Source organism: Streptomyces sp. NPDC056479 (assembly GCF_042795335.1).
Lineage (GTDB): Bacteria > Actinomycetota > Actinomycetes > Streptomycetales > Streptomycetaceae > Streptomyces.
In genome coordinates, this window is sequence record NZ_JBHTRZ010000010.1 from 329,561 (window position 1) to 347,114 (window position 17,554).

15 protein-coding genes are annotated in these 17,554 nt (G+C 70.2%); 14 read left to right on the plus strand and 1 reads right to left on the minus strand.

Going from position 1 to position 17,554, the window contains the following annotated elements; translation table 11 throughout:
• Positions 1-138 precede the first annotated feature (138 nt).
• The gene (gene bldD / locus ACFQ6S_RS35240; protein WP_007491469.1) at positions 139-642 is read right to left on the minus strand and encodes a transcriptional regulator BldD; all 504 of its coding nucleotides are present in this window, start codon (positions 640-642) and stop codon (positions 139-141) included.
• 255 nt (positions 643-897) lie between these two features.
• Between bldD and pyrR the strand changes: the two genes are divergently transcribed.
• The 14 genes from pyrR to ACFQ6S_RS35310 all read left to right on the plus strand — a co-directional run bounded on the left by pyrR (position 898) and on the right by ACFQ6S_RS35310 (position 17,511).
• Positions 898-1,470, plus strand: coding sequence for a bifunctional pyr operon transcriptional regulator/uracil phosphoribosyltransferase PyrR (pyrR, locus tag ACFQ6S_RS35245; protein WP_383418818.1), 573 nt, complete (start codon positions 898-900; stop codon positions 1,468-1,470).
• 103 nt (positions 1,471-1,573) lie between these two features.
• Positions 1,574-2,551, plus strand: a complete 978-nt coding sequence (locus ACFQ6S_RS35250; RefSeq protein WP_383418820.1) for an aspartate carbamoyltransferase catalytic subunit — start codon at positions 1,574-1,576, stop codon at positions 2,549-2,551.
• Positions 2,552-2,556: 5 nt separating this feature from the next.
• Entirely contained in the window at positions 2,557-3,846 is a 1,290-nt protein-coding gene (locus tag ACFQ6S_RS35255) for a dihydroorotase (RefSeq protein ID WP_383418822.1), read from the plus strand.
• Positions 3,843-4,430, plus strand: coding sequence for a hypothetical protein (locus tag ACFQ6S_RS35260; protein WP_383418824.1), 588 nt, complete (start codon positions 3,843-3,845; stop codon positions 4,428-4,430). Before ACFQ6S_RS35255 ends, ACFQ6S_RS35260 begins: the two co-directional genes overlap by 4 nt.
• Positions 4,427-5,569 carry a glutamine-hydrolyzing carbamoyl-phosphate synthase small subunit gene (gene carA / locus ACFQ6S_RS35265; RefSeq protein ID WP_383418826.1) on the plus strand — a complete coding sequence of 381 codons (1,143 nt, stop codon included), beginning with the start codon at positions 4,427-4,429 and terminating at the stop codon, positions 5,567-5,569. Before ACFQ6S_RS35260 ends, carA begins: the two co-directional genes overlap by 4 nt.
• Positions 5,562-8,870 (plus strand): carbamoyl-phosphate synthase large subunit, encoded by a 3,309-nt coding sequence (gene carB, locus ACFQ6S_RS35270; RefSeq protein WP_383418828.1) that lies wholly within the window; start codon positions 5,562-5,564, stop codon positions 8,868-8,870. Before carA ends, carB begins: the two co-directional genes overlap by 8 nt.
• Positions 8,871-8,921: 51 nt before the next feature.
• Positions 8,922-10,028: a quinone-dependent dihydroorotate dehydrogenase gene (locus ACFQ6S_RS35275; protein WP_383418830.1), complete on the plus strand. Its 1,107-nt coding sequence runs from the start codon at positions 8,922-8,924 to the stop codon at positions 10,026-10,028.
• Positions 10,025-10,864 carry an orotidine-5'-phosphate decarboxylase gene (pyrF, locus tag ACFQ6S_RS35280; protein ID WP_383418832.1) on the plus strand — a complete coding sequence of 280 codons (840 nt, stop codon included), beginning with the start codon at positions 10,025-10,027 and terminating at the stop codon, positions 10,862-10,864. Before ACFQ6S_RS35275 ends, pyrF begins: the two co-directional genes overlap by 4 nt.
• 319 nt (positions 10,865-11,183) lie before the next feature.
• Positions 11,184-11,507 (plus strand): integration host factor, encoded by a 324-nt coding sequence (locus ACFQ6S_RS35285; RefSeq protein WP_003977346.1) that lies wholly within the window; start codon positions 11,184-11,186, stop codon positions 11,505-11,507.
• Between the two features lie 59 nt (positions 11,508-11,566).
• Entirely contained in the window at positions 11,567-12,124 is a 558-nt protein-coding gene (gene gmk / locus ACFQ6S_RS35290) for a guanylate kinase (protein ID WP_383418834.1), read from the plus strand.
• 51 nt (positions 12,125-12,175) lie between these two features.
• The gene (gene rpoZ, locus ACFQ6S_RS35295; RefSeq protein ID WP_003988945.1) at positions 12,176-12,448 is read left to right on the plus strand and encodes a DNA-directed RNA polymerase subunit omega; all 273 of its coding nucleotides are present in this window, start codon (positions 12,176-12,178) and stop codon (positions 12,446-12,448) included.
• A 139-nt stretch (positions 12,449-12,587) separates the two neighbouring features.
• Entirely contained in the window at positions 12,588-13,790 is a 1,203-nt protein-coding gene (gene coaBC / locus ACFQ6S_RS35300; RefSeq protein ID WP_383418836.1) for a bifunctional phosphopantothenoylcysteine decarboxylase/phosphopantothenate--cysteine ligase CoaBC, read from the plus strand.
• 240 nt (positions 13,791-14,030) lie between these two features.
• A complete protein-coding gene (gene metK, locus ACFQ6S_RS35305) occupies positions 14,031-15,239 on the plus strand; it encodes a methionine adenosyltransferase (RefSeq protein WP_383418838.1) in 1,209 nt (402 codons plus the stop codon).
• Between the two features lie 109 nt (positions 15,240-15,348).
• On the plus strand, positions 15,349-17,511 hold the full coding sequence (locus ACFQ6S_RS35310; protein ID WP_383418840.1) for a primosomal protein N': 2,163 nt from the start codon (positions 15,349-15,351) through the stop codon (positions 17,509-17,511).
• Positions 17,512-17,554: the final 43 nt, after the last annotated feature.

The window sequence follows — 17,554 nt, forward strand, 5'->3', positions numbered from 1 at the left end:
CATGGAGCCTTTTGTATCCCCCCCTTCTCTTCTCTCCCCCCCTGGTCCCCCCCGGCCCACCACACCCCCTTCGCGCTCCCCCCCCCCCCCCTCCCCCCCCCCCCCCCGCCGGTACGTTTCTGCTCAGTCGTGGAGGGCTCAGCCCTCGTCGGCGTGCGAGACCGCGCGGCGCGCGTCCGCGTCCAGCACGCCCCAGCTGATCAGCTGCTCGGTGAGGACCGAGGGCGACTGGTCGTAGATGACGGCGAGTGTGCGCAGGTCGTCCTGGCGGATCGAGAGCACCTTGCCGTTGTAGTCACCGCGCTGCGACTGGATGGTCGCGGCATAGCGCTGCAGGGGACCCGCCTTCTCGGCCGGCACATGGGCGAGCCGCTCCAGGTCCAGGACCAGCTTCGGCGGCGGCTCGGCGGCCCCGCCCGGCGTGGTGCCCGGCAGCAGCTCCTGCACCGGAACGCCGTAGAAATCCGCCAACTCGGCGAGGCGCTGCACGGTCACGGCGCGGTCACCGCGCTCGTACGAACCGACCACGACGGCCTTCCAGCGTCCCTGGGACTTCTCCTCGACACCGTGGAGGGAAAGGCCCTGCTGGGTGCGGATGGCCCGGAGTTTGGCCCCGAGCTGTTTGGCGTATTCGCTGGACATATAGCTCCCCGGACACTGTGTCGACGCGGCGTGGCTTGGGTTCCATGCCGCGCGGTTGGTAACTCACTGTGAGGTTACGCAGCGTTACTCTGGCGCGTCAAGCCGAATGGTCCACACCGACGCTTCCGTGCCGGCGGTGGCCGATTGAGCCAAGGGGGTGATGAGACGCGCCCGGATGGCCTGCTACGGTGGATGGCGCAAACCAGACGTCCTTTAAGGTCCGTCCCGTGAGGCGGAGAAGGAGGTCCTTTTCGTATGGACAGGCACCAGGACACGCAAGCGTCCGACGCCAGGCCCGTTCTCGAAGGCCCTGACATCGCGCGGGTGTTGACCCGCATCGCCCACGAGATCGTCGAACGCGCCAAGGGCGCCGACGACGTGGTGCTCCTCGGCATCCCCACCCGAGGCGTCTTCCTCGCCCAGCGGCTCGCCGCCAAGCTCGAGGAGATCACCGAGCGCAAGATGCCGGTCGGCTCGCTCGACATCACGATGTACCGCGACGACCTGCGCATGCACCCGCCGCGTGCGCTCGCCCGCACCGAGATCCCCGGTGACGGCATCGACGGCCGCCTCGTCATCCTGGTCGACGACGTCCTCTTCTCCGGCCGCACCATCCGGGCCGCCCTCGACGCCCTGAACGACATCGGCAGGCCGCGCGCGGTCCAGCTCGCGGTGCTCGTCGACCGGGGCCACCGCGAACTGCCCATCCGCGCCGACTACGTCGGCAAGAACATCCCCACGTCGCTGCGGGAGACGGTCAAGGTCCAGCTCGCCGAGGAGGACGGTCGGGACACCGTGCTGCTCGGTGCCAAGCAGACCTCCCAGTAGCGCCCACGGCGTACGCCGCTGTCGTACGCCCGCTGAGTGCGCTCTGGTGCGCACCCGTCTGCCCCGATTCTTCCTGAATTAACTGCCTTACGGAGCCTGACAGATGCAGCGTCATCTCATCTCGGCCGCCGACCTCACCCGCGACGACGCCGTCCTGATCCTCGACACCGCCGAGGAGATGGCCCGGGTCGCCGACCGGCCGATCAAGAAGTTGCCGACCCTGCGCGGCCGTACCGTCGTGAACCTCTTCTTCGAGGACTCCACGCGCACGCGTATCTCTTTCGAGGCCGCCGAGAAGCGGCTGTCGGCGGACGTCATCAACTTCACCGCCAAGGGGTCGAGCGTGTCCAAGGGCGAGTCCCTGAAGGACACCGCCCAGACCCTGGAGGCCATGGGTGTCGACGCCGTCGTCATCCGGCACGGCGCCTCCGGAGCGCCGTACCGCCTCGCCAACTCGGGCTGGATCGACGCGGCCGTGATCAACGCCGGCGACGGCACCCACCAGCACCCCACCCAGGCCCTGTTGGACGCCTTCACGATGCGGCGCCGGCTCGTCGGCCGGGACGCCGGGATAGGGCAGGACCTCGACGGCAGGCGCATCACGATCGTCGGCGACGTCCTGCACAGCCGGGTCGCCCGCTCCAACGTCGACCTGCTGCACACCCTCGGGGCCGAGGTCACCCTGGTCGCCCCGCCGACCCTGGTGCCGGTCGGCGTCGAGACCTGGCCCTGCGAGGTCTCGTACGACCTCGACAGCACGCTTCCCAAGTCCGACGCGGTGATGATGCTGCGCGTGCAGCGCGAGCGGATGAACGCCGCGTTCTTCCCGACCGAGCGCGAGTACTCGCGGCGCTACGGCCTGGACGGCGACCGCATGGCGCGGATGCCCGAGCACGCCATCGTGATGCACCCCGGCCCGATGGTCCGCGGCATGGAGATCACCGCCGAGGTAGCCGACTCCGAGCGCTGCACCGCCATCGAGCAGGTCGCAAACGGAGTCTCCATCCGGATGGCCGTTCTGTACCTGCTGCTCGGGGGCAACGAGCCCGCCGTCACGCACACCCGTACCGAGGAGAAGTAAGACACATGAGCAAGATCCTGATCCGTGGTGCGAAGGTGCTCGGCGGCGAGCCGCAGGACGTGCTGATCGACGGCGCCGTCATCGAGGCCGTCGGCACGGGGGGGCTCTCGGACGAGGGTGCCCAGGTCGTCGAGGCGGCCGGCAAGGTGCTGCTGCCGGGCCTGGTCGACCTGCACACGCATCTGCGTGAGCCCGGCCGCGAGGACTCCGAGACGGTGCTGACCGGCACCCGCGCGGCGGCCTCCGGCGGCTTCACGGCCGTGTTCGCCATGGCCAACACCTTCCCGGTCGCCGACACCGCCGGTGTCGTCGAGCAGGTCTACCGGCTCGGCCAGGAGCACGGCTACTGCGACGTCCAGCCGATCGGCGCCGTCACTGTCGGCCTGGACGGCAAGAAGCTCGCCGAGCTGGGCGCCATGCACGAGTCGGCCGCCGGTGTCACCGTCTTCTCCGACGACGGCAAGTGCGTCGACGACGCCGTGATCATGCGCCGCGCGCTGGAGTACGTGAAGGCCTTCGGCGGGGTCGTCGCCCAGCACGCGCAGGAGCCGCGGCTGACCGAGGGCGCCCAGATGAACGAGGGCGTCGTCTCCGCCGAGCTGGGCCTCGGCGGCTGGCCGGCGGTGGCCGAGGAATCGATCATCGCCCGGGACGTCCTGCTCGCCGAGCACGTCGGCTCGCGCGTCCACATCTGCCACCTGTCGACCGCCGGCTCGGTGGAGATCGTGCGCTGGGCCAAGTCCCGCGGCATCGACGTCACCGCCGAGGTCACCCCGCACCACCTGCTCCTCACCGACGAACTGGTGCGCACCTACAACCCGGTCTACAAGGTCAACCCGCCGCTGCGGACCGAACGTGACGTCATGGCGCTGCGCGAGGCGCTCGCCGACGGCACGATCGACATCGTCGCCACCGACCACGCCCCGCACCCGCACGAGGACAAGGACTGCGAGTGGGCCGCGGCCGCCATGGGGATGGTCGGACTGGAGACCGCCCTGTCGGTGGTGCAGGAGACCATGGTGGACACCGGGCTCCTCACCTGGGCCGGGGTCGCCGAGCGCATGTCCGTCAAGCCCGCGCAGATCGGGCAGGCGAAGGGGCACGGTCGTCCCGTCTCGGCTGGTGAGCCCGCCAACCTCACGCTCGTCGACACGGAATACCGTGGGTCCGTGGACCCCGCAGGCTTCGCCTCGCGCAGCCGCAACACCCCGTACCAGGGGCGTGAGCTGCCGGGCCGTGTGACGCACACGTGGCTGCGGGGCAAGGCCACGCTCGTCGACGGGAAGCTCACGTGACACCTGCAACACTGCTCGCAGCCGGCACCGGACTCGCGGCCGAGGAGAAGTCGGCCGAAGTGACCGACTGGGCCGCCCGCATCGGCTGGGTCGTCGGACTCGTCCTCTTCATCGCGCTCGTCTACTGGCTGATGCGCGAGGGCTGGAAGTGGCGCGGCACGCTCCAGGGCGACCTGCCCGAGCTGCCCAGCGCGCCGGACGACCCCGGCCCGGCGAGACTGAGCATGAGCGGCCGCTACCACGGCTCCACCACCGCCGGTCAGTGGCTGGACCGCATCGTGGCGCACGGCCTCGGCACCCGCAGCCGGGTCGAGCTCACGCTGACGGACGCGGGACTGGACGTCGTACGCCCCGGCGCGACCGACTTCTTCGTCCCGACCGCACAGCTGCGCGAGGCCCGGCTCGACAAGGGCATCGCCGGCAAGGTCCTGACCGAGGGCGGACTGCTCATCGTGACCTGGGCGCACGGCGAGCGGCTGATCGACTCCGGCTTCCGTTCGGACCACGCGGCCGAGCACAACGAGTGGGTCGACGTCATTAACTCCATGATCAACAACAACAGCACGGAAGGCGCCGAACGATGACGACCTCCACAAGGGGAGCCGCCAAGGTTCCCGCAGTACTCGTCCTGGAGGACGGCCGGATCTTCCGCGGCCGCGCCTACGGGGCCGTGGGGGTGACCTTCGGCGAGGCCGTGTTCTCCACCGGCATGACCGGCTACCAGGAGACCCTCACCGACCCGTCGTACCACCGCCAGGTCGTCGTCATGACCGCCCCGCACGTCGGCAACACCGGCGTCAACGACGAGGACCCCGAGTCCCGGCAGATCTGGGTCGCCGGGTACGTCGTGCGCGACCCCGCGCGCGTGCCGTCCAACTGGCGCTCCCGCCGCTCGCTGGACGACGAACTGCGCCACCAGGGCGTCGTCGGGATCTCCGGCATCGACACCCGCGCGCTCACCCGCCATCTGCGCGAGCGCGGCGCCATGCGCGTCGGCATCTTCTCCGGCAACGCGCTGCCCGACGAGGGCACCATGCTCACCGAGGTCCGCCAGGCCCCCGAGATGAAGGGCGCCGACCTCTCCGCCGAGGTCGCCACCAAGGAGACGTACGTCGTCCCGGCGATCGGCGAGAAGAAGTTCACCGTCGCCGCCGTCGACCTCGGCATCAAGGGCATGACGCCGCACCGGATGGCCGAGCGCGGCATCGAGGTGCACGTGCTGCCCGCGACGGCGACCGCCGAGGACGTCTTCGCCGTGAACCCGGACGGTGTGTTCTTCTCCAACGGCCCCGGCGACCCGGCCACCGCCGATCACCCGGTCTCCGTGATGCAGGCCGTCCTGGAGCGCGGCACCCCGCTCTTCGGCATCTGCTTCGGCAACCAGATCCTGGGCCGCGCGCTCGGCTTCGGCACCTACAAGCTGAAGTACGGCCACCGCGGCATCAACCAGCCGGTGCAGGACCGCACCACCGGCAAGGTTGAGGTCACCGCGCACAACCACGGCTTCGCCGTGGACGCCCCGCTCGACAAGGTCTCCGAGACCCCCTACGGCCGCGCCGAGGTCTCCCACGTCTGCCTCAACGACAACGTGGTGGAGGGCCTCCAGCTCCTCGACAAGCCGGCCTTCAGCGTCCAGTACCACCCCGAAGCGGCAGCGGGTCCGCACGACGCCGCCTACCTGTTCGACCGCTTCGTTTCCCTGATGGAGGGCCAGCGTGCCTAAGCGCACCGATATCCAGTCCGTCCTGGTCATCGGCTCCGGCCCGATCGTCATCGGCCAGGCCGCCGAGTTCGACTACTCCGGCACGCAGGCGTGCCGTGTCCTGAAGTCCGAGGGCCTGCGCGTCATCCTCGTGAACTCCAACCCGGCGACGATCATGACCGACCCGGAGATCGCCGACGCCACGTACGTCGAGCCGATCACCCCGGAGTTCGTCGAGAAGATCATCGCCAAGGAGCGGCCGGACACCCTGCTGCCCACGCTGGGCGGCCAGACGGCCCTCAACACCGCGATCTCGCTGCACGAGGCGGGCACCCTGGAGAAGTACGGCGTCGAGCTGATCGGCGCCAACGTCGAGGCCATCAACAAGGGCGAGGACCGCGACCTCTTCAAGGGCGTCGTCGAGGCCGTCCGCCAGAAGATCGGGCACGGCGAGTCCGCCCGCTCGGTCATCTGCCACTCCATGGAGGACGTTCTCGCGGGCGTCGACACGCTCGGCGGCTACCCGGTCGTGGTCCGGCCCTCGTTCACCATGGGCGGCGCCGGCTCCGGCTTCGCCCACGACGAGGAAGAGCTGCGCCGCATCGCCGGCCAGGGCCTGACCCTCTCTCCCACCACCGAGGTGCTCCTGGAGGAGTCCATCCTCGGCTGGAAGGAGTACGAGCTGGAGCTGATGCGCGACAAGCACGACAACGTCGTGGTCGTCTGCTCCATCGAGAACTTCGACCCGATGGGCGTGCACACCGGTGACTCGATCACCGTCGCGCCCGCGATGACGCTGACCGACCGCGAGTACCAGACCCTGCGCGACATCGGCATCGCCGTCATCCGCGAGGTCGGCGTCGACACCGGCGGCTGCAACATCCAGTTCGCGGTGAACCCCGAGGACGGTCGTGTGATCGTCATCGAGATGAACCCGCGCGTGTCGCGTTCGTCGGCCCTCGCGTCCAAGGCGACGGGCTTCCCGATCGCCAAGATCGCCGCCAAGCTGGCGGTCGGCTACACCCTCGACGAGATCCCGAACGACATCACGCAGGAGACCCCGGCCTCCTTCGAGCCGACGCTCGACTACGTGGTCGTGAAGGCGCCGCGCTTCGCCTTCGAGAAGTTCCCGCAGGCCGACTCGACGCTGACGACCACCATGAAGTCCGTCGGTGAGGCCATGGCCATCGGCCGCAACTTCACCGAGGCCTTCCAGAAGGCGCTGCGCTCGCTGGAGAAGAAGGGCAGCCAGTTCACCTTCGTCGGCGAGCCCGGCGACAAGGAGGAGCTGCTGCGCGAGGCCGTGCGGCCCACGGACGGCCGTATCAACGCCGTCATGGGGGCCATCCGCGCGGGCGCCACCCAGGAGGAGGTCTTCGAGTACACGAAGATCGACCCCTGGTTCGTCGACCAGCTCTTCCTCATCAAGGAGATCGCCGACGAGATCGCCGAGGCCGCGAAGCTCACCCCGGAGCTGCTCGCCGAGGCCAAGCGGCACGGCTTCTCCGACCAGCAGATCGGCGAGATCCGCGGGCTGCGCGAGGACGTCGTGCGCGAGGTGCGGCACGCGCTGGGCATCCGGCCGGTCTACAAGACGGTCGACACCTGCGCCGCCGAGTTCGCCGCGCGGACGCCGTACTTCTACTCCTCCTACGACGAGGAGACCGAGGTCGCCCCCCGCGAGAAGCCGGCCGTCATCATCCTGGGCTCCGGTCCCAACCGCATCGGCCAGGGCATCGAGTTCGACTACTCCTGCGTCCACGCCTCCTTCGCGCTGAGCGACGCCGGGTACGAGACCGTGATGGTCAACTGCAACCCGGAGACCGTCTCCACCGACTACGACACCTCCGACCGGCTGTACTTCGAGCCGCTGACGCTGGAGGACGTGCTGGAGATCGTCCACGCGGAGCAGCAGGCCGGTCCGGTGGCGGGCGTGGTGGTCCAGCTGGGCGGCCAGACCCCGCTGGGTCTGTCGCAGGCGCTGAAGGACAACGGCGTGCCGATCGTCGGCACCTCCCCGGAGGCCATCCACGCCGCCGAGGACCGGGGCGCCTTCGGGCGGGTCCTGGCCGAGGCGGGCCTGCCGGCCCCCAAGCACGGCACCGCGACCACGTTCGCCGGCGCCAAGGCCATCGCCGACGAGATCGGCTACCCGGTGCTGGTGCGGCCGTCGTACGTCCTCGGTGGCCGCGGCATGGAGATCGTCTACGACGAGACCCGGCTGGAGTCCTACATCGCCGAGTCGACCGAGATCAGCCCCTCGCGGCCGGTCCTCGTCGACCGGTTCCTGGACGACGCCATCGAGATCGACGTCGACGCCCTCTACGACGGCGAGGAGCTCTACCTCGGCGGCGTCATGGAGCACATCGAGGAGGCCGGCATCCACTCCGGCGACTCGGCGTGCGCCCTGCCCCCGATCACGCTCGGCGGCTTCGACATCAAGCGCCTGCGGGCCTCCACGGAGGCCATCGCCAAGGGCGTCGGCGTGCGCGGCCTGATCAACATCCAGTTCGCGATGGCCGGCGACATCCTGTACGTCCTGGAGGCCAACCCGCGCGCGTCCCGTACGGTCCCCTTCACCTCGAAGGCGACCGCGGTGCCGCTGGCCAAGGCCGCCGCCCGGATCTCGCTGGGCTCGACCATCGCCGAGCTGCGCGCCGAGGGTCTCCTGCCGGCGAACGGCGACGGCGGTGAGCTCCCGCTCGACGCGCCGATCTCCGTCAAGGAGGCCGTCATGCCGTGGTCGCGCTTCCGTGACATCCAGGGGCGTGGCGTCGACACCGTCCTCGGCCCGGAGATGCGTTCCACCGGCGAGGTCATGGGCATCGACTCCGTCTTCGGCACGGCGTACGCCAAGTCGCAGGCGGGCGCCTACGGCCCGCTGCCCACCAAGGGCCGCGCCTTCATCTCGGTGGCCAACCGCGACAAGCGCTCGATGATCTTCCCGGCTCGTGAACTGGTCGCCCACGGCTTCGAACTGCTCGCCACGTCCGGCACGGCCGAGGTGCTCAAGCGCAACGGCATAAACGCCACCGTCGTGCGCAAGCAGTCCGAGGGCACCGGCCCGAACGGCGAGAAGACCATCGTCCAGCTCATCCACGACGGCGAGGTCGACCTCATCGTCAACACCCCCTACGGCACCGGCGGCCGCCTCGACGGCTACGACATCCGTACGGCGGCCGTGGCGCGGTCCGTGCCCTGCCTGACGACGGTCCAGGCGCTCGCCGCCGCCGTCCAGGGCATCGACGCCCTCAACCACGGTGACGTGGGCGTGCGTTCACTGCAGGAACACGCCGAGCATCTGACCGCGGCCCGCGACTAGCAGCCCTGAGGGGGACACCGGAGACGGTGTCCCCCTCTTCATGAGGACACCATGTACAAGATCTTCTTCAACCTCGTCTTCAAACGAATGGACCCCGAGAAGGCCCACTACCTGGCCTTCCGCTGGATCCGCCTCGCCGTCCGCATCCCCGTACTGCGCACGTTCGTCGCCGCCGCACTCGCGCCCCGCCACGAGGAGCTGCGCACGGAGGCCTTCGGTCTGCGTATGCACGGCCCCTTCGGGCTCGCCGCGGGCTTCGACAAGAACGCGGTCGCGATCGACGGCATGTCGATGCTGGGCTTCGACCATGTCGAGATCGGCACGGTGACCGGGGAGGCGCAGCCCGGCAATCCCAGGAAGCGGCTGTTCCGCCTCGTGAAGGACCGTGCGCTGATCAACCGCATGGGCTTCAACAACGAGGGTTCGCTCGCCGTGGCGGCCCGTCTGGCGTCCCGTGAGGCGGTCTTCAGGACCGTCGTCGGCGTCAACATCGGCAAGACCAAGGTCGTCCCGGAGGAGGAGGCCGTCGGCGACTACGTGAAGTCGACGGAGCGGCTGGCGCCGTACGCCGACTACCTGGTCGTCAACGTCTCCTCGCCCAACACGCCCGGCCTGCGCAATCTGCAGGCCACGGAGGCCCTGAGGCCGCTCCTGAGCGCCGTCCGCGAGGCCGCCGACCGTACGGTGTCCGACCGCCGTGTGCCGCTGCTGGTGAAGATCGCGCCGGATCTCGCCGACGAGGACGTCGACGCCGTCGCCGACCTGGCCGTCGAGCTCGGCCTGGACGGGATCATCGCCACGAACACCACCATCGCGCGCGAGAGTCTCGGTTTGAAATCCGAACCCTCGCTGGTCAAGGAGACCGGCGGTCTCTCCGGGGCGCCCTTGAAGGCGCGCTCCCTGGAGGTGCTCAGGCGCCTCTACGCGCGCGTGGGCGACCGGATCACCCTCGTGGGCGTCGGCGGCATCGAGAACGCCGAGGACGCCTGGCAGCGCATCCTCGCCGGTGCCACCCTCGTGCAGGGATACAGCGCGTTCATCTACGAGGGGCCCTTCTGGGGCCGTGCCATCCACAAGGGGCTCGCCGCGCGCCTGCGCACCAGCCCGTACGCCACCCTCGCCGACGCGGTCGGCGCCGACGTGAGGAAGACGGCATGACCGAGTCCTTCGGTACACGACTGCGCCACGCCATGGACGAGCGCGGCCCCCTGTGCGTCGGCATCGACCCGCACGCCTCTCTCCTCGCGGAGTGGGGCCTGAACGACGATGTGGCCGGCCTGGAGAGGTTCAGCCGTACGGTCGTCGAGGCGATGGCCGACCGGGTCGCCGTGCTCAAGCCGCAGAGCGCGTTCTTCGAGCGCTTCGGGTCGCGCGGTGTCGCCGTCCTGGAGAAGTCGGTGGAGGAGGCGCGGGCGGCCGGTGCCCTGGTGGTGATGGACGCCAAGCGCGGCGACATCGGCTCGACGATGGCCGCGTACGCCGAGTCCTTCCTGCGCAAGGACTCCCCGCTGTTCTCGGACGCTCTCACCGTCTCGCCGTACCTCGGCTACGGCTCGCTCTCCCCGGCGATCGCACTCGCGCGGGAGAGCGGCTCGGGCCTCTTCGTGCTCGCGCTGACCTCGAACCCGGAGGGCGGCGAGGTGCAGCACGCGATCCGCGCCGACGGTCGCAGCGTCGGCGCGACGATGCTCGCCCATCTGGCGGCCGAGAACGAGGGCGAGCAGCCCTTGGGCTCCTTCGGAGCGGTCGTCGGCGCCACGCTCGGCGACCTGTCGACCTACGACCTCTCGATCAACGGTCCGCTCCTCGCCCCCGGCATCGGAGCCCAGGGCGCCACACCGGCGGATCTGCCGCGTGTCTTCGGCGCCGCGGTGCGCAATGTCGTCCCGAACGTCAGCCGGGGTGTGCTGCGGCACGGGCCGGACATCGTCGCGCTGCGTGAGGCCGCGTCACGCTTCGCCGATGAGATCACTGACGCTGTGACGGGTGCCTGACCGTCGTCAGAGGCGTTCGAGCCGGTCGGAGAGTCCTCGGATGCGTGGTCGGCGGACGACTTGAGTCTGAATACATCCTCAAATCCGGGGCATTATGTCCTAAATGTCCGGCCTGACGGAGGCTGACCAGGACTTTTCCGCTGTTCTCGCTGACTCTGGCGGACTTGGCCGCTAGTCTCCGACGAGTGAGGGCGCCTCCCACGCCCTTCAGGCAGTGGGGGAGAACGGGCAGCGTGTTGCTCGTGGCTCCCCAGGTGTGGGGCGACTAGGTTCCTCACCGGTCCGTATCCGACAGTTCGACATCCGAGGTGACGTAGGCGTGGCTCTTCCGCCCCTTACCCCTGAACAGCGCGCAGCCGCGCTCGAAAAGGCCGCCGCGGCTCGCCGGGAGCGGGCCGAGGTCAAGAATCGACTCAAGCACTCCGGCGCCTCTCTTCACGAGGTCATCAAGCAGGGCCAGGAGAACGACGTCATCGGCAAGATGAAGGTCTCCGCACTGCTCGAGTCCCTGCCGGGCGTGGGCAAGGTCCGCGCCAAGCAGATCATGGAGCGACTCGGCATCTCCGAGAGCCGCCGCGTGCGCGGTCTCGGCTCGAACCAGATCGCCTCCCTGGAGCGTGAGTTCGGCAGCACCGGCTCCTGAGTCCGCGCTCTTGGGACAGGGAGTCCCGGGCACTCCGGGATTGCTGGAATAATCGCTGCATGAGTGAACGTCCGCGGCTGACCGTGCTCTCCGGCCCCTCCGGGGTCGGCAAGAGCACGGTCGTCGCCCATATGCGCAAGGAACACCCCGAGGTCTGGCTCTCGGTGTCGGCGACGACCCGCAAGCCCCGCCCCGGCGAGCGGCATGGGGTCCACTACTTCTTCGTCAGCGACGACGAGATGGACAAGCTGATCGCCAACGGGGAGCTGCTGGAGTGGGCCGAGTTCGCCGGCAACCGCTACGGCACGCCGCGTGCGGCCGTGCTGGAGCGGCTGGAGGCCGGTGAACCCGTCCTGCTGGAGATCGACCTCCAGGGTGCGCGGCAGGTCCGCGAGTCCATGGCCGAGGCTCAGCTGGTGTTCCTCGCCCCTCCCTCCTGGGAGGAGCTCGTGCGCAGACTCACCGGACGTGGCACCGAGCAGCCCGAGGTGATCGAGCGTCGCCTGGAGGCGGCGAAGGTCGAGCTGGCGGCCGAGCCGGAGTTCGACATGACCTTGGTCAACACCTCCGTCGAGGACGTGGCGCGCGAGCTGCTAGCCTTGGTGGACGTTGTGTGATCGTCTCTGATCATTCACACTGAATCTTTCCCATCCATCGGAAGGTAGAGCGTGTCCTCTTCCATCTCCGCGCCCGAGGGCATCATCAACCCGCCGATCGACGAGCTTCTCGAGGCCACCGACTCGAAGTACAGCCTCGTGATCTACGCGGCCAAGCGGGCCCGCCAGATCAACGCGTACTACTCGCAGCTCGGCGAGGGCCTCCTCGAGTACGTCGGTCCGCTCGTCGACACCCACGTGCACGAGAAGCCGCTCTCGATCGCCCTGCGCGAGATCAACGCGGGTCTGCTGACGTCCGAGGCCGTCGAGGGTCCGGCGCAGTAAGTAGTATTTTCAGCTTTGAGCTCGCTTTTCCACAGGCCCGGCAGCGCGACTGTCGGGCCTGTGGTCTGCTCGGGGGTGCGGGGGTCGTCCCCCGCTGTGATGCAGCATGGAGTCGTCGGTCAACGAGTGGGGAGGCCCGGTGGACAAGCCGAAGGTCGTTCTGGGGGTCAGCGGTGGTATCGCCGCGTACAAGGCCTGTGAGCTGCTGCGCAGACTCACGGAGTCCGGCCATGACGTCCGGGTCGTGCCCACCGCCTCCGCCCTGCACTTCGTCGGCGCCGCCACCTGGTCCGCGCTGTCCGGCAACCCCGTCTCGACGGAGGTCTGGGACGACGTCCACGAGGTGCCGCACGTCCGCATCGGCCAGCACGCCGACCTGGTGGTCGTCGCCCCGGCCACGGCCGACACCCTCGCCAAGGCGGCACACGGTCTCGCCGACGACCTGCTGACCAACACCCTGCTCACCGCACGCTGCCCGGTGGTCTTCGCCCCCGCCATGCACACCGAGATGTGGGAGCACCCGGCCACTCAGGAGAACGTGGCGACGCTGCGCCGGCGCGGCGCGGTCGTCATCGAGCCCGCCGTCGGCCGCCTCACCGGCGTCGACACCGGCAAGGGCCGGCTGCCCGAGCCCGCGGAGATCTTCGAGGTCTGCCGCCGTGTGCTGGCCCGGGGTGTCACCGAGCCGGACCTCAAGGGCCGGCACATCGTGGTCAGCGCCGGCGGCACGCGCGAGCCCCTCGACCCCGTCCGCTTCCTCGGCAACCGCTCCTCCGGCAAGCAGGGCTACGCCCTCGCCCGCACCGCCGCCGCCCGGGGCGCCCGCGTCACCCTGGTGTCCGCCAACACCGGACTGGCCGATCCGGCGGGCGTGGACGTCGTGCGGGTCGGCACGGCCGTACAACTGCGGGAGGCGGTCCTCAAGGCCGCCTCGGACGCCGACGCGGTGGTCATGGCGGCGGCGGTCGCCGACTTCCGCCCGGCTACGTACGCCGCCGGAAAGATCAAGAAGAAGGACGACCAGGAGCCCGAGCCGATCGTCCTGGTGCGTAATCCGGACATCCTCGCGGAGATCTCCACCGACCGCGCCCGCCCCGGCCAGGTGATCGTCGGCTTCGCCGCCGAGACGGACGACGTGCTGGCCAACGGCCGCAAGAAGCTGGACCGCAAGGGGTGCGACCTCCTCGTGGTGAACGAGGTGGGGGAGCGCAAGACCTTCGGCTCGGAGGAGAACGAGGCGGTCGTCCTGGGCGCCGACGGCAGCGAGACCCCGGTCCCGTACGGGCCCAAGGAGGCCCTGGCCGAAACCGTGTGGGACCTGGTGGCGCGACGGTTGGGGTGAATTGTTTGATGCGCTCGGGCTTCTCTGGAGCCTTCCTCGATTCGGGTGTGGCGTCCCTGGTCAAGGGTGTGTGAGAGTGGGCAGAATGCCCGTGCCGCAGGTCACAGCGCTCCCGAGAGGCGAGACAGGGGGTCTGTGACCGAGCACGACAGATAAACTGTCCTCGGACGACGCCGGGCGCAGCCCCCAGGCCCGTCCGCCAATGATCAGCCAGCAGCCGCTGCAACCACAGGGAGCGTTGTGTCCCGTCGCCTGTTCACCTCGGAGTCCGTGACCGAGGGTCACCCCGACAAGATCGCTGACCAGATCAGCGACACCATTCTCGACGCGCTTCTGCGCGAGGACCCGACCTCCCGGGTCGCCGTCGAGACCCTGATCACGACCGGCCTCGTGCACGTGGCCGGAGAGGTCACGACCAAGACGTACGCGGACATCGCGACGCTGGTCCGCAACAAGATCCTCGAGATCGGCTACGACTCCTCGAAGAAGGGCTTCGACGGCGCCTCCTGCGGCGTGTCGGTGTCGATCGGCGCGCAGTCCCCGGACATCGCGCAGGGCGTGGACACCGCGTACGAGACCCGGGTCGAGGGCGACGAGGACGAGCTGGACCGCCAGGGTGCCGGTGACCAGGGCCTGATGTTCGGCTACGCCTCGGACGAGACGCCCACCCTGATGCCGCTGCCGATCTTCCTGGCGCACCGCCTGTCCAAGCGCCTGTCCGAGGTCCGCAAGAACGGCACGATCCCCTACCTGCGTCCGGACGGAAAGACGCAGGTCACCATCGAGTACGACGGCGACAAGGCGGTCCGTCTGGACACGGTCGTCGTCTCCTCGCAGCACGCGAGCGACATCGACCTGGACTCGCTGCTCGCCCCCGACATCCGGGAGTTCGTCGTCGAGCCGGAGCTGAAGGCCCTGCTGGACGACGGCATCAAGCTGGACACCGAGAACTACCGTCTGCTGGTGAACCCGACCGGTCGTTTCGAGATCGGCGGTCCGATGGGTGACGCGGGCCTGACCGGCCGGAAGATCATCATCGACACCTACGGCGGCATGGCCCGCCACGGTGGTGGCGCGTTCTCCGGCAAGGACCCGTCCAAGGTGGACCGTTCGGCGGCGTACGCGATGCGCTGGGTCGCCAAGAACGTCGTCGCGGCAGGCCTCGCCTCGCGCTGCGAGGTGCAGGTGGCGTACGCGATCGGCAAGGCCGAGCCGGTGGGCCTGTTCGTCGAGACCTTCGGCACGGCCAAGATCGACACCGAGAAGATCGAGAAGGCCATCGACGAGGTCTTCGACCTGCGCCCGGCCGCGATCATCCGGGACCTGGACCTGCTGCGCCCGATCTACGCCCAGACCGCCGCGTACGGGCACTTCGGCCGTGAGCTGCCCGAGTTCACCTGGGAGCGTACGGACCGGGTCGAGGCGCTGCAGAAGGCCGCGGGGCTGTAGGGCCTGGCTTCAAGGGTTTGTTCGAGGCCCGGTGTCCCCTGTCGGGGCGCCGGGCCTCGGCGTTTCCCGGTGCATCCCGATGTCAGTGGGGTTTGGTAAGAATGCAAGCGTGAGCAGCGAGAACGGGACCGGTGGTGGCGGGGCCGAGGGGGCGTCGCCGGAGCAGCTCGCGCTCATTCGGGAGAGCGTGCGGAAGGCCAAGGCACCGCGGGCCAAGCCGAGGACGTGGCGGGGGGCCGGTCTCGCCAAGGAGTTGCCTGTCGCGCGGGTGCTGGTCGACAAGGGTGTGCTGCATCTCGATCGCTACTTCGACTACGCCGTGCCCGAGGAACTCGACGCCGATGCGCAGCCCGGGGTGCGGGTGCGCGTGCGGTTCGGGGCCGGGCGGCATCGGGTGCGCGAGGGGCGGCGTGAGGGCGGGGGGCTCATCGACGGGTTCCTCGTGGAGCGGGTCGCGGAATCCGACTACTCCGGGCCGCTGGCTGCCCTCGCCCAGGTCGTTTCGCCCGAGCGGGTGCTGAGCGAGGAGCTGTTGGGGCTCGCCAGGGCTGTCGCCGACCGGTATGCCGGGGGGCTCGCCGATGTGCTGCAGCTCGCTGTGCCGCCGCGCAGCGCGCGCGCCGAGCAGCGTCCCTCGCCGGAGCCGCTTCCACGGCCCGGGGCACCTGAGGTGGGGTCATGGGCACGCTATGAGCGGGGGGCCGGTTTTCTGGAGGCGCTGGCCTCCGGGGGTGCGCCGCGGGCCGTGTGGAATGCGCTGCCCGGACCGGAGTGGAGTGAGGAGCTGGCTCGGGCCGTCGTCGCCACGCTGGCCTCCGGGCGCGGGGCCCTGGTCGTGCTGCCGGACGGCAGGGCCGTCGCCCGGGTCGACGCCGCCCTGACCTCGCTGATGGGCGAGGGACGGCACGCGGTGCTGACCGCCGACGCCGGACCCGAGAAGCGGTATCGCGAGTGGCTCGCGGTGCGGCGGGGGAGCGTGCGGGCCGTCGTCGGGACGCGGGCCGCCATGTTCGCGCCCGTGCAGGACCTCGGTCTGGTCGCGCTCTGGGACGACGGCGACGACAGCCACAGTGAGCAGCACGCCCCGCAGCCCCATGCGCGTGAAGTGTTGTTGCTGCGGGCCGCGCAGGACAAGTGCGGCTTTCTGCTGGGGAGTTGGAGCTGCACCGTCGAGGCGGCCCAGCTCGTGGAGAGCGGCTGGGCCCGGCCGTTGGTCGCCACGCGGGAACAGGTGCGGGGAGCCGCTCCGCTCGTACGGACCGTGGGCGACCAGGATCTCGCGCGCGACGAGGCCGCTCGGGCCGCCCGATTGCCCACGCTCGCCTGGCAGGCGGTGCGGGACGGGCTGCGGCACGGGCCGGTGCTCGTACAGGTGCCCCGACGGGGGTATGTGCCACGGATGGCCTGCGCCAACTGCCGTGCGCCGGCTCGGTGCCGGCACTGCTCGGGGCCGCTTCAGGCGCAGGGCTCCGGGGCCGATCTGCAGTGCGAGTGGTGCGGGCGCGAGGAGGGCGCCTGGCACTGCCCGGAGTGCGGCGGGTTCCGGCTGCGGGCCCAGGTGGTGGGGGCACGGCGGACCGCCGAGGAGTTGGGGCGGGCCTTTCCCGCCGTTCCGGTGCGGACCTCGGGGCGTGAGCATGTGCTGGACACCGTGCCGGGCACGCCCTCGCTGGTCGTGAGCACACCTGGCGCCGAGCCCGTCGCCGAGGGCGGGTATGCGGCGGCCCTGCTGCTGGACGGCTGGGCGATGGTCGGGCGGCCCGATCTGCGGGCGGGCGAGGACGCGTTGCGGCGGTGGATCGGGGCTGCCGCCCTGGTACGGCCGCAGGGCGCCGGGGGGACGGTGGTCGTCGTCGCCGAGCCCACGCTGCGGCCCGTACAGGCGCTGGTGCGCTGGGATCCCGTCGGGCATGCGGTGCGGGAGCTCGCCGAGCGGGCCGAGCTGGGGTTTCCGCCGGTGTCCCGGATGGCCTCCGTGGCCGGGCCCGGGGAAGTGATCGCCGAGTTCCTCCGTGCGGCTGAACTGCCGCCGGACGCGGAGGTGTTGGGGCCCGTGCCGCTGCCCGTCACGGCGGCGGGGCGGCCTCGGCGCGTGGGGGCGCCGCCGCCGGGGGAGCACTGGGACCGGGCGTTGGTCCGGGTTCCGCCGGGGAGCGGGGCCGCGTTGGCCTCGGCGCTGAAGGCCGCGCAGGCTGCTCGGATGGCGCGTGGTGGTGGGGCCGGGGAGGCCGCGGCCGTGCGGGTTCGGATCGATCCGCCTGATATCGGGTGACGGCGGCGGAGCGCTTGGTGTGGCCCTCCGGCCCCGGCAGCGG

Excerpts from the sequence above, each read along its gene's own strand:
- ACFQ6S_RS35275 (WP_383418830.1), top strand. The coding sequence starts at position 8,922 with ATGTACAAGATCTTCTTCAACCTCGTCTTCAAACGAATGGACCCCGAG.
- bldD (WP_007491469.1), bottom strand. The coding sequence starts at position 642 with ATGTCCAGCGAATACGCCAAACAGCTCGGGGCCAAACTCCGGGCCATC.
- ACFQ6S_RS35255 (WP_383418822.1), top strand. The coding sequence starts at position 2,557 with ATGAGCAAGATCCTGATCCGTGGTGCGAAGGTGCTCGGCGGCGAGCCG.
- ACFQ6S_RS35250 (WP_383418820.1), top strand. The coding sequence starts at position 1,574 with ATGCAGCGTCATCTCATCTCGGCCGCCGACCTCACCCGCGACGACGCC.
- pyrR (WP_383418818.1), top strand. The coding sequence starts at position 898 with ATGGACAGGCACCAGGACACGCAAGCGTCCGACGCCAGGCCCGTTCTC.
- pyrF (WP_383418832.1), top strand. The coding sequence starts at position 10,025 with ATGACCGAGTCCTTCGGTACACGACTGCGCCACGCCATGGACGAGCGC.
- gmk (WP_383418834.1), top strand. The coding sequence starts at position 11,567 with ATGAGTGAACGTCCGCGGCTGACCGTGCTCTCCGGCCCCTCCGGGGTC.
- carA (WP_383418826.1), top strand. The coding sequence starts at position 4,427 with ATGACGACCTCCACAAGGGGAGCCGCCAAGGTTCCCGCAGTACTCGTC.